This is a genomic window from Streptococcus sp. 343_SSPC (assembly GCF_001072385.1).
Classification (GTDB): domain Bacteria; phylum Bacillota; class Bacilli; order Lactobacillales; family Streptococcaceae; genus Streptococcus.
Window position 1 is genome coordinate 73,998 of sequence record NZ_JVKU01000014.1, and the last position, 11,355, is coordinate 85,352.

Sequence of the window (11,355 nt, forward strand, 5' to 3'; positions counted from 1 at the left end):
AGCTAGAAAATGGGCAGAAGTGGGAAGTAAAAACTTAACAAGAGGTCCTAACCCCTTGATACGAAAGGAATCTAGAAAACATTATGATGAATATGCAAAATATGATGAAGCAAGCACAAAAGCTTCAGAAACAAATGGAACAAAGTCAGGCAGAATTGGCTGCTTCTCAATTTGTTGGTAAGTCTGCTCAGGACTTGGTCGTCGCTACCTTGACAGGTGATAAAAAGGTGGTATCCATCGAATTTAACCCGGCAGTCGTGGACCCAGAAGATACAGAAACTCTTTCTGATATGACTGTTCAAGCTATCAATGCGGCCATCGAAGAAATTGATGCAGCAACCAAGAAAAAATTGGGAGCTTTTGCTGGTAAATTACCATTCTAAGCATACAGAGAAAACCTCTATCGATGATAGAGGTTTTTTAGTCGTTAAAAAAATTGGAGAGGTCCAATCCACCAAAAGGGGAGCTAGAAAAGGATTCTTGTTTGGTTAGGAGTTGCCGGGCTCGGTCTGATTCGAGAAAGGCTTCATAAACAAGAGCAGTCATCCGGGCATCTTCTAGGCTATCGTGGGATTTTCCAGCTACTCCTAAAAACTGAGCAACTGTATGGAGCTGCAAGTTTTTGATCCCATGGAGGTCAGAAGGGCGGCGTTTAGAAGCTTCTTCAAAGACATCAACTGCATATTGGTCTGTGAACTCTAGCCCATTTTCCGCTAGGATAGGGAGGTCACTCTTGATGGCATTGTATCCAATGAGGGGACTATCTGCAACAAAATCTCGGAACTCCGCTAGGACTTGCTCGAGTGGGGGAGCTTGGAGGATTTTATCAGATGTGATCCCGGTGAGGCCATTGATAAAGCTCTTTAGTGGTTTATCCGTATAGGCATAGGAATTATAGTGGGCAACTTCTTGGCCATCTACAAAGCGGACAGCAGAAACTTGGATAATGTGGTACTTTCTTTCAAATTGATTAAATTCTAAATCAAAGGAGACATAGTGGCTTAATTCTTTCAAGGGAACTCCTTCATCTAATGGTTTTTTTGGATTTTCTAATTATTGAGGGGAGGCAAAGGCATAGAAAAAACTGACCGAAGTCAGTTTTTAGCGACCAAAGACGCGTCTCCAGAAGCCTTTACTCTCTTGTTCTTGAACCTTTTCATTGGCTTGATCTAATTCCAATTTCAATGTTTCGCGGTCATTCATAGCCTGAAGGGTTAGCTGTTGTTGTTGGTCGAGCTGTTTGTCTTTTTCAGCGATCTGAACATCTTTGACACGCAACTGCTCATCCTTTTTAGCTAATTGCTCATCTTTGGATTTTAGCTGGTCGTCTTTTGCTTTTAGTTGTTCGTAGAGACGAACAATCTCAGCATTTTTTTCATCTACCAAAATTTCCATCAATTCACGCTGTTTCACATCATCGCTGACTGGTTCGTCTTCAAAGATGGTCTTTTTGTAGATTTCTTCTAGCTTGATCAAGCCACTACGGGTTACGACGGTAACTCCCTTATCATTTTTTTCTGTATCTTCAGGATCTAGGGCCTTGACACGGTTGTTGACCGCTTGGCGACTAACTCCTAGAATTTCAGCAATTTCACTGACTGTTTTTTCGATAGCCATAATATCCTCTAAACTCTTTTTCTATGAAATACTCTCTTAGATATTATCATAAGTAGGCAAGGCTGTCAAATCAAGCAAGGGAAGGGACGACAAGGAAAAAGCATGAAATTCCTTAATCCATCTCAGGAAGGGTTAAGCTGGAGTTGGCTAGATCAATGGTGAGTTGGTAGTCCGTTTGGTCGCGGACAGTGATCTCGAAGTCGGTTGTATAAAGGACGAGACGAAGAGTGGTCCCTTTCTCCAGTTTGTAGATGGTTGGTTGGAGTTCAAAGTCGAATTCCATCCATTCCCCAGGGTTTACAGATTCGACTTGTAAGAGATCAAGACGGTTTTGAAGGTTGAGATAACCCTTTGTAATCACCCGTTGGCTAGCTTCCTTGAAGGGCAACTCGGTCAAATTGTCTAGCATATGGTAGCGACCGTTATCAAGGGTGCGGACGGATAAGACAGCTGGATAGGGTTGGAGGTATTTCTTGCTTCCTAGCTCCATGAGTTGGGCTGAGAGCAAGCCTTTGTTTGTGCTAGATTGGAGCCGCAGGTGAAGGTGAGCTTTTCCGTTGAGGTGTAGGTCTTCTTCGATCGGAAGATCGATGGTCACTTGTTGGGCCTTATCCTGGTAGAGGTCGGTTAAGAAAGTTGGATAGGTCCTACCATAGCGCTCATAATCTTCTGTCGCATAGCGGTTTTGGATGACTTTCTCACCATCTCCCAGTGGGAAGGTCCGCTGGGCTGTTTGATTGCCAAAGTCTTCCAAGGAAGTCCAACTTTGCTCTCCTGTATTGTCCTGCCAGATGACGGTTGGCAATTCATAGCTTGAATCATAGCCCAGTAATTTTTTAGAGAGGAGGGCATTCATACTCTCACGGAAGTCAATGGACTGCCAGTTGTTGAGATAGACATGGGCCCCATTGTGATAGAAGAGGTGTTTCTTGATGTTGGCTGGAAGGGCTTGGAACATTTGGTATACATGGAGGGGCTTCACGTTCCAGTCTTGGGAACCATGGGTGAAGACGACCTCTGCCTTGACTTTGTCTGCCTGAAGGAGATAGTTGCGGTCATGCCAGAATTGGTTGTAGTCCCCTGTTTTGCGATCTATTTGCTCTTTAAGCCGTTCCAAATCCGCTAGATGGGCTGCATGGTGGCGGAGATAGTCTCCAGCCCGAAGGGCGCGTGAATAGGTCAACTCAGCGAGTGAATCAAAATCCTCTCCAGGATAGCCACCAGGACTCGTCACGAGTCCGTTTTCCCGATAGTAGTTGTACCAAGAGGAGATACCGGCTTCAGCAATGATGACTTCTAGGCCATCGACACCTGTGGTAGCCAGTCCATTGGACATGGTCCCTAGGTAGGACAAGCCTGTCGTAGCAACTTTGCCGTTGGACCAATCGGCCTTGATTTGGCGTTGGCGACTGTGGTCTGTGAAGGCACGACAGCGTCCGTTGAGCCAGTCGATGACATTTTTATAGGCCTCGATTTGACGGTAATCCCCGTTGGTCATCAAGCCTTGGGAATCCTTGGTTCCAAGACCGGAGACGTAGAGATTGGCAAAGCCACGAGCGAGCAGGTAGTCATTGAGAGTATAACTGCTGTTGATATGAGTGAGGGTTTCTTCAGCCTCAGAGACTAGTTGAGCTGAACCGACAGGATCCACCAATTCTAATTGAGGTTCTTCTACTTGAATGGTATGAGGTTCTTTGACCTCGAGGTCCACATTCATATTATAGAGTGCCTTGTCACTAGCCTTGTCATTGGTTCCTTGGTGATAAGGGCTTGCAGTCATGACGGCTGGGATTTTTCCTTCATAGCGAGGGCGAATAATATTGACCTTGACCAAATCTGGAAGGCCATCTTGGTCGCTATCAATCCGACTTTCCACATAGACCACCTCACGAATCACATTATGGCAGTTAAAGGTAGCTAGACTTTTTCCGTTGAAAAAGTGGTAGCGATTGTCTTCAGGAATCAAGCCATCGCTGACCAACTGCTCAATTAGTAAATTCCCTTTGACTGTTCGAGTATTGAGGAGGTGGTAGAGGTTTTCTACCAAGTTTCCATACTCAATCGGAAATTGGACTTCTTTCAAGAAGCTATCCGTATCTTCAAAATCAATAAAATAGCGGAAACCGAGTAATTGGAGGGCTACTGTGTAAAAAATGTTCGGAGACCATTCGCAGTCAGATTGGATATACGTTAAAAAGTCTGTTTTAGAATCCACCACTAGGTTAGAGAGGGGATAATCTGTATCTTTATAGGTGAAGTAAACCTTGCGGACAAACCATTCAAACAGTTCTTTTTCTGGGAGGTGGGTGGGAAGGTCAAACCCAATTTCTTTTAGTTCCTTAAGAATGTCTTTTTGGTCAACAGATAGATAGCTATATTGATTGTATTTCATAGACTGCTCCTTTTATCAGTTTCTTTGTTCTTTACTTTTTATATTATACTTGATAAAATAGTATTTGTCTAAAGACCTTTCGTCTATAAGGAGAAGGAATATTGAAAAAAATATCTTTTGAACAAGTTGCAAGAAGACGGACCTTATTGTTTGGGGTTCTTGCCGTCATTTTTGGGATTCTCATTTTTCGAAACGGCGTTGGTTTCACCAAATTTTCCTTGGATCTATTAGCCATTTACTTTTTAGTTGATGGACTAGGAAGCTTTCTTCTTCGCTTTTTGTTACGTAGCAAGTCTATTTCCTATAGCCACTCTATTTGGTTTATTTTTCTTTCACTTGCGTTGATCTGGTTGAATCGACTGAGTAGTCTGCCCGTAAACTTAGTTGTGATTTGTTTAGGGGCATATCAGTTGGGGAGTGCCATTGTCTATGGGATCACATTTTGGCTTTATAAGGCCAATCGGGTAAAAGGAGGCTGGCTCTATTTATGGGATGCGCTTTTAAACGGTGGGCTTGGTCTAGCAACTGTCTTGGAACCTGGTTCAGATGGGCACTTCCAATTTATCCTCTTGGGGGCTTATCTGGTCTTGTTGGGGATTTCTAATATTCGAGATGGTATTTTATTTGACAAAGACCAACAAGGCCAAGAGTTAAAACGTCGCTTTCGTATTAGCCTACCGGTTATCTTTGCAGCCTTTATCCCTGCTAAGGAGTTAAAACGGTTTAACCAGTTTCTTCAAAAAGGGAGCTCGGCGGGACACACAGGCCCTTATCGATTGGTGAAAAAAGAAGAAGAGGCAAGGGAATTAGAAATTTTGGTTCATACTTCTGACAGCAACTTATTTGGAGCGATTGGGCATGTAGATATTTGTTATCAGGGGAAGGTCATTTCTTACGGAAGTTACGATCCCTTTTCAGAGCGTCTATTTGGGACGATTGGGGATGGCGTACTGTTTAAAGTGGATAAGGAACCATACATCGAACTATGTAAAAAAGAGAGTCAAAAGACGCTGTTTGGCTACAGCCTATCCCTTACCGAAGAAGAGAATCAGGCAGTAGAGAAGCGTCTAGCTGAAATTGATCAGTTGTTAGAACCTTGGGATCCACCTAGGAGGTTACTGGAAGACGGTCAGCCGACCTACGCTTACAAATTGAAATATGATTTAGGGGCTGAGCTATATAAATTTACTTCTTCGCGTTTTAAATCTTACTTTGTTCTGTCTACTAATTGCTGCCTGTTAGCAGATTCCATTGTGGGACAGGCAGGAACGGCTGTATTAGATGTGCGTGGAGTGATTGCACCAGGGACCTATCAGGATTACTTAGAATACGAATTTGAAGCTCCAAACGGGCGGGTCCATACACGAACAGTATACTAAAAAAAGAAAGACAGATTTTTATTTTTGAAAAATCTGTCTTTTTTGCACAAGATTTCTTGTAAAAAAAAAGAAAATCTTTTAAAATATAAAAGACTTGGAGGAATTATGTGCATAAATAAGATTAGTAGTATTTCACCTGTATTAAAAACAAACAATCGAAATGTCAATCAAGAATTTTTTGAAAAGGTCTTAGGAATGAAAACCCTGTTGGAAGATGGGGCTTTATTATCCCTTGGAGATCAATCGAAGACAGATCGCCTCTATTTAGAGGAATCCCCTAGTATGAGAACCCGCAAGGTGGAGGGCCCAAAACGCCTGGCTTGCTTAAAGATTCGCGTGACCAACCCACAAGAAATTGAGTGGCTTCTGGCTCGTGGACATCAAGTTGATCGCCTCTTTAAAGGAAAAAATGGCTATGCCTTTGAAGCCCTTTCGCCAGAAGGAGATCGTATCTTGCTCCATGCGGAAGAGCAAGTGGGCAGTTTAACTGAAATTGAGGAAGTTCCAGATTTTCAAGCGAATGAAGAGTTTACAACCTTGACGGAGTTTTTCGTAGAAAAGATGGTGCTTCGAGTACCTAATGTAGAGACTTCTACAGCTTTCTATCAACAACTACCTGGCTTAGAAGATTATTTAGAGTTAGAAGCATCAGATGGTCCGGACCTTACACTAGCAAATGGACAGACTTGGGACCTTTGTCAGGTCAAGGTCATTTTAGAGCCATTTGTAGCAAGTGAACTAGCCTCCTGCTTTGGAGATCAGGTAACTTTTGTACCAAAAAGGCAACAATTTGTCTTGGTTGAGGATCCAAGCAAGATTGAATGGTGGTTCGAAGCCTAAGCAAGTCTTTGGCTGATTGAAATGAGTGAAGAAAAATGGAAAAAATCATCCAAAAAATTCAAGAGCAAATAGGAGCAGGCATCTACCCAGGTGCCTCTCTTGCTCTCTATCAGAAGGGAAGCTGGCAGGAGTATTACTTGGGACTGGCTGATCCAGCCAAGCAAGAGCCAGTTATTGCCGGCTTGACCTATGATTTGGCCAGTGTGAGTAAGGTCGTCGGAGTTGGAACGGTTCTTGCTTTTCTGGTCCAACAAGGGAAAATCGATATCGATCGTCCCTTAGCTTCCTACTATCCGGATATGGAGCAGGCAGAGGTGACCATCCGTCAGCTCTTGACCCATACTTCTGGTTTGGATCCTTTCATCCCCGGACGAGATGACTTGGATGCTGAGGGCTTAAAAGAAGCCCTGCACCGTTTGAAGCTCAAGGACAATCGCCAGTTCCACTATACAGATGTCAATTTTCTTTTATTGGGCTTTCTTCTGGAGAAGTGGTTTGGTCAGGATTTGGCCCAGATTTTTCAGGAGCAAGTTTTTACACCTTGGCAAATGAAGGAGACTACTTTTGGTCCGGTTTCTCAAGCGGTGCCAACCCTTCGTGGCGTTCCAGCTGGCGTCGTCCATGATCCGAAAGCGCGTGTACTGGGAGTCCATGCCGGAAGTGCAGGTCTGTTTTCGACCATTAGAGATATGGAAATTTTCCTGGAGCATTATTTACAGGATCCTTTTGCAGAAATCCTTTCCCAGAACTATGCTTTAGAAGAAGGAAAGACGCGCTCTCTGGCCTGGAATCTGGAAGGAGACTGGTTGGACCATACAGGTTATACAGGAACCTTCCTTCTCTATAATCGTAAGCTCCAGTTGGCAGCTGTTTTCTTATCCAATCGGACCTATGAAAAAGATGAGCGGGCCCAATGGATCCTAGATCGGAATCAACTCATGGAGCTCATCAAAACAGAAATGGAAGGGACCAGTAAAAATCCTTCCTAAGACGGAGAAAGAAGCGTGGTTTAGCCATCGCTTTTTTTCTTTATTTATATTAAAATGGAAGGAGAGAAGATTGTATCTAGCAATCTATAGCAGAAAAGAATGAAGATAACTGAGAGACGTATGACGAAATCGATAGGTGTCGGCCAGGCACATAGCAAGATTATTTTAATAGGTGAGCATGCGGTTGTTTATGGCTATCCAGCTATTGCCCTGCCCCTCCTTCACATTCAGGTCACTTGTCAGATTGTACCTGCGGAGCGTCCGTGGGTCCTTTTTGAGAATGACAGCTTATCGATGGCCGTCTACGCTTCCTTAGAGTATTTGGGGATTGAGAAGGCAGCCATCGCTTGCCGGATTGACTCCATGATTCCAGCTCAGCGGGGGATGGGCTCCTCGGCTGCTGTCAGTATCGCGGCAATTCGGGCAGTCTTTGATTATTTCAAGCGGGATTTGAGTCAAGAAACCTTGGAAATCTTGGTTAATCGAGCAGAAATGATTGCCCATATGAATCCAAGTGGGCTGGATGCCAAGACTTGCCTAAGTGATCAGCCGATTAAATTCATTCGCAACGTCGGTTTTAGTGAGTTAGAAGTTGATTTAGGTGCCAAGCTGGTCATTGCAGATACAGGTATCCATGGCCATACCAAAGAAGCCATTCAAAAAGTCAAGGACTTGGGAACAGTGGCCCTTGCTAGTTTCCATGAAATCGGCCTCCTCACCGAGCAGGCAGAAAAAGCCCTTGCTCAAAAAGATGCTCCCACCTTGGGACGTATCTTAACAGACTGCCATCATCATTTGCAGGCAGTGGGAGTGAGTTGTCCAGAAGCGGATCAACTGGTGGAACTAGCATTAGCGAGTGGAGCCTTGGGAGCCAAAATGAGCGGTGGTGGGCTCGGTGGTTGTATCATTGCCCTTGCTGCAGACCAGGAACAAGCAGAAATCATCGCAAAAGAACTAAAAAATAAAGGAGTGGAGGAGTTATGGATCGAAAGCCTGTAAGCGTGAAATCGTATGCCAATATCGCCATTATTAAGTATTGGGGCAAGGAAAACAGTGAAGCCATGGTGCCATCAACTAGTTCCATTTCCTTGACATTGGAAAATATGTATACAGAGACGCGTCTCAGTCCTTTGGGTGCCGAGGCCAAGGCCCATGCCTTCTACATAGATGGGGTCTTCCAAAATGAAGCGGAGCAGGCCAAGATTGGAGCAGTCATCGACCGCTTTAAACCAGAAGGGGAAACAGGCTTTGTGCGGGTTGATACCAGCAACAACATGCCGACAGCTGCAGGACTTTCTTCTAGTTCTAGTGGTCTATCTGCCTTGGTAAAAGCCTGCAATCGCTATTACCAACTGAGAATGACGCAGGCAGAACAAGCTCAAGCGGCTAAGTTTGCCTCCGGATCATCTTCTCGTTCTTTCTTTGGTCCTCTAGCGGCTTGGGACAAGGATACTGGAGCGATCTACCAGGTGGAAACGGACCTCAAACTGGCGATGATTATGCTGGTGTTAAACGACCAACAAAAAATTCTTTCTAGTCGGGAAGGGATGAAGCGGTGCACTGAAACCTCTAGCAATTTCCAAGAATGGATTCGCCAGTCAGCCCAGGATTACCAAGATATGCTGACTTACCTAAAGGACAATGACTTTGAAAAAGTAGGGGAATTGACCGAACGAAATGCTCTTCTCATGCATTCTACAACCAAGACTGCTAGCCCAGCCTTCTCCTATTTGACGGAAAAAAGCTACGAGGCCATGGATTTCGTGCGCTCTCTTCGAGAGGAAGGGAAACGGTGCTACTTCACCATGGATGCAGGTCCGAATGTAAAAGTCCTCTGTCTAGGAGAGGATCTGGAAGAGTTGGTTCCACTTTTTGAACAAGACTACCGTATTATTGTTTCCAAGACCAAGGATCTATCCCATGAAGAATAAGAAACAAGTTCGAGCAGGTGGGAAGCTGTATATCGCTGGGGAATATTCTATCCTAACCCCAGGACAAACAGCCATTATTCAGTTTATTCCCATTTACATGCAGGCAGATATCCAACCGTCATCTACTTATAGGATTCAGTCAGACATGTTTTCCTTTGCAGTTGATTTGACTCCGCAGGCGGACTATGCCCTGATCCAAGAAACCGTGCATCTGATGAACGCCTACCTCCAGTTACAAGGAGTGGCACTTGCTCCCTTTGATTTAAGTATTGAGGGGAAATTTGAGCGAGAGGGCAAGAAATTCGGGATTGGCTCTAGTGGCAGTGTGGTCTTGTTGACCCTCAAAGCCATGGCAGCTCTTTATGATTTTCCCCTGTCAGCAGACTTGCTCTTTCGTTTGGCCTGTTTGGTTTTGATTCGACGTGGAGACAATGGCTCTATGGGAGACCTAGCTTGTATTGCCTATGAAGGCTTGGTTAGCTACCGCTCTTTTGATAGACGGGAACTGGCTGAGCAATTACAAGATCAGGGTCTGGACCAGATCTTAGCCCTGGATTGGAGATATGAAATCCAGCCTCTGGCCCCTCAGTTGTCCTATACTTTTTTAGTAGGCTGGACCCAGGAACCCGCTATTTCAAGAGACTTGATTAACCAGGTTCGTTCAGCTATTGATTCGGTCTTCTTAGAGAGGACGGAGCAGGCTGTACAAGACCTCTTAGTGGCCTTTCAAGAGGCAGACCGAGACTTGGCCTGGTCTTCTATCAGTCGGGCGAGTGACTTACTTGGATCTCTCAATGAGGTGATTTATACCAAAAAATTGGCCCAATTAAAGAGGGCAGAAGAGGGACTGGAGGCCATTGCAAAATCTAGTGGCGCTGGAGGAGGAGATTGTGGGATCGCCCTCGCATTTGAGGAGGCTGCTGCCCAAGAAATCGTCAGACGCTGGCAAGAAGCAGGGATTGATTTATTATATGCAGAAAGGATGGGAGAGTATGACGACCAACCGAAAGGATGAACATATTCGTTTGGCCTTGGAGCAAACTCCAGGTTACAATAGCTTTGATGAGGTTGAGTTGATTCATTCCTCTTTACCAACTATCGATTTAGATGAGGTGGATTTGAAGACCCATTTTGCGGGTCGTGATTGGGACTACCCTTTTTATATCAATGCCATGACAGGTGGTAGTGCCAAGGCAGGAGAAATCAATCGAAAATTAGCCCAGGTGGCAGAAGCCTGTGGCATTCTCTTTGTGACGGGTTCCTATAGTGCAGCTTTAAAAGATCCCCAGGACAGCTCCTATCGAGTTAAGGACCTTTATCCGGACCTTCTCTTTGCGACCAATATCGGGATTGACAAACCGCTTGAACTGGGCTTACAGACGATTGAGGAGACCCAGCCTCTCTTTCTCCAACTCCATGTCAACCTCATGCAGGAGCTTCTCATGCCCGAAGGGGAACGAAGCTTTAGAAACTGGCAAGACCATTTAGCAGACTATGCAAAGCAATTACCAGTGCCGTTGGTGCTAAAAGAGGTCGGTTTTGGTATGGATGCCGGAACTATCCAAAGAGCCATCGAACTAGGTGTCAGGACCGTTGATATTTCTGGTAGAGGTGGAACCAGTTTTGCCTATATCGAAAACCGTCGGGGAGGCAATCGTTCCTATCTCAATGACTGGGGACAAACAACAGTCCAAGCCCTGCTTGGGGCTCAACCACTGATGGATCAGGTCGAGGTTCTCGCCTCTGGTGGCGTTCGTCATCCTTTGGATATGATCAAGGCACTGGTTCTAGGAGCCAAGGGGGTCGGTCTTTCTCGGACCATTTTAGAATTGGTAGAGACAAAGCCGATTGAAGAGGTCATCGCCCAAGTCAATGCTTGGAAAGAGGATTTACGCCTGATTATGTGTGCTCTTTCTTGTCAGACACTTGCCGATTTGAGAAAGGTTCCCTACCTTCTTTATGGCCGCGTAAAAGAAGGATACGAACAAATCTCCTCTATTCATGATTAACTTTAGGAAACTAGCAAAAATCCCTCCGTGTAAACGGAAGGATTTCAGATTGAAGATAAAGTAATTTTAGAAACTTTCCTTAGGTGAGTACGGACGTTAGGTGAAATTATCCAGTGGATGATTTCAGCAATCCAGGAAGTTCCATGACTAATTAAGATACGAAGGGCGTTTGCGGATAAAGTCAAAATAGGAAGTTTG

Annotated in this window: 11 protein-coding genes; 8 read left to right on the forward strand and 3 right to left on the reverse strand. The window is 44.8% G+C overall.

Going from position 1 to position 11,355, the window contains the following annotated elements; all coding sequences use genetic code 11:
• Positions 1-83: 83 nt before the first annotated feature.
• Positions 84-383: a YbaB/EbfC family nucleoid-associated protein gene (locus ADH27_RS03555; protein WP_048690824.1), complete on the forward strand. Its 300-nt coding sequence runs from the start codon at positions 84-86 to the stop codon at positions 381-383.
• Positions 384-420: 37 nt separating this feature from the next.
• On the opposite strand, the gene ADH27_RS03560 is transcribed toward ADH27_RS03555, so the two are convergent.
• The 3 genes from ADH27_RS03560 to ADH27_RS03570 all read right to left on the reverse strand — a co-directional run bounded on the left by ADH27_RS03560 (position 421) and on the right by ADH27_RS03570 (position 4,009).
• On the reverse strand, positions 421-1,014 hold the full coding sequence (locus ADH27_RS03560; RefSeq protein WP_048715750.1) for a 3'-5' exonuclease: 594 nt from the start codon (positions 1,012-1,014) through the stop codon (positions 421-423).
• A gap of 87 nt (positions 1,015-1,101) precedes the next feature.
• Positions 1,102-1,617, reverse strand: coding sequence for a DUF536 domain-containing protein (locus ADH27_RS03565; protein WP_048690819.1), 516 nt, complete (start codon positions 1,615-1,617; stop codon positions 1,102-1,104).
• Positions 1,618-1,729: 112 nt separating this feature from the next.
• Positions 1,730-4,009 (reverse strand): Xaa-Pro dipeptidyl-peptidase, encoded by a 2,280-nt coding sequence (locus ADH27_RS03570; protein WP_048715752.1) that lies wholly within the window; start codon positions 4,007-4,009, stop codon positions 1,730-1,732.
• Between the two features lie 101 nt (positions 4,010-4,110).
• On the opposite strand from ADH27_RS03570, the gene ADH27_RS03575 reads away from it, so the two are divergent.
• From ADH27_RS03575 to fni, 7 genes are all read left to right on the forward strand, one after another.
• Positions 4,111-5,388 (forward strand): HdeD family acid-resistance protein, encoded by a 1,278-nt coding sequence (locus ADH27_RS03575; protein WP_023919173.1) that lies wholly within the window; start codon positions 4,111-4,113, stop codon positions 5,386-5,388.
• Positions 5,389-5,493: 105 nt separating this feature from the next.
• On the forward strand, positions 5,494-6,228 hold the full coding sequence (locus ADH27_RS03580) for a CppA N-terminal domain-containing protein (RefSeq protein ID WP_048715754.1): 735 nt from the start codon (positions 5,494-5,496) through the stop codon (positions 6,226-6,228).
• Between the two features lie 35 nt (positions 6,229-6,263).
• Positions 6,264-7,217 carry a serine hydrolase domain-containing protein gene (locus ADH27_RS03585; protein WP_048715756.1) on the forward strand — a complete coding sequence of 318 codons (954 nt, stop codon included), beginning with the start codon at positions 6,264-6,266 and terminating at the stop codon, positions 7,215-7,217.
• A gap of 120 nt (positions 7,218-7,337) precedes the next feature.
• The gene (mvk, locus tag ADH27_RS03590) at positions 7,338-8,216 is read left to right on the forward strand and encodes a mevalonate kinase (RefSeq protein WP_048715759.1); all 879 of its coding nucleotides are present in this window, start codon (positions 7,338-7,340) and stop codon (positions 8,214-8,216) included.
• On the forward strand, positions 8,198-9,148 hold the full coding sequence (gene mvaD / locus ADH27_RS03595; protein WP_048715760.1) for a diphosphomevalonate decarboxylase: 951 nt from the start codon (positions 8,198-8,200) through the stop codon (positions 9,146-9,148). The genes mvk and mvaD overlap by 19 nt, the downstream gene beginning before the upstream one ends.
• Positions 9,138-10,163: a phosphomevalonate kinase gene (locus ADH27_RS03600; RefSeq protein WP_048715762.1), complete on the forward strand. Its 1,026-nt coding sequence runs from the start codon at positions 9,138-9,140 to the stop codon at positions 10,161-10,163. Before mvaD ends, ADH27_RS03600 begins: the two co-directional genes overlap by 11 nt.
• Positions 10,141-11,157, forward strand: coding sequence for a type 2 isopentenyl-diphosphate Delta-isomerase (gene fni / locus ADH27_RS03605; protein ID WP_048715764.1), 1,017 nt, complete (start codon positions 10,141-10,143; stop codon positions 11,155-11,157). The genes ADH27_RS03600 and fni overlap by 23 nt, the downstream gene beginning before the upstream one ends.
• The last annotated feature ends 198 nt before the right edge of the window (positions 11,158-11,355 follow it).

What these genes read in the sequence shown, in the direction of transcription:
- ADH27_RS03555 (WP_048690824.1), top strand. Translation starts at nt 84, where the DNA reads ATGATGAATATGCAAAATATGATGAAGCAAGCACAAAAGCTTCAGAAA.
- ADH27_RS03565 (WP_048690819.1), bottom strand. Translation starts at nt 1,617, where the DNA reads ATGGCTATCGAAAAAACAGTCAGTGAAATTGCTGAAATTCTAGGAGTT.
- ADH27_RS03570 (WP_048715752.1), bottom strand. Translation starts at nt 4,009, where the DNA reads ATGAAATACAATCAATATAGCTATCTATCTGTTGACCAAAAAGACATT.
- ADH27_RS03580 (WP_048715754.1), top strand. Translation starts at nt 5,494, where the DNA reads ATGTGCATAAATAAGATTAGTAGTATTTCACCTGTATTAAAAACAAAC.
- ADH27_RS03585 (WP_048715756.1), top strand. Translation starts at nt 6,264, where the DNA reads ATGGAAAAAATCATCCAAAAAATTCAAGAGCAAATAGGAGCAGGCATC.
- mvk (WP_048715759.1), top strand. Translation starts at nt 7,338, where the DNA reads ATGACGAAATCGATAGGTGTCGGCCAGGCACATAGCAAGATTATTTTA.
- mvaD (WP_048715760.1), top strand. Translation starts at nt 8,198, where the DNA reads ATGGATCGAAAGCCTGTAAGCGTGAAATCGTATGCCAATATCGCCATT.
- ADH27_RS03600 (WP_048715762.1), top strand. Translation starts at nt 9,138, where the DNA reads ATGAAGAATAAGAAACAAGTTCGAGCAGGTGGGAAGCTGTATATCGCT.
- fni (WP_048715764.1), top strand. Translation starts at nt 10,141, where the DNA reads ATGACGACCAACCGAAAGGATGAACATATTCGTTTGGCCTTGGAGCAA.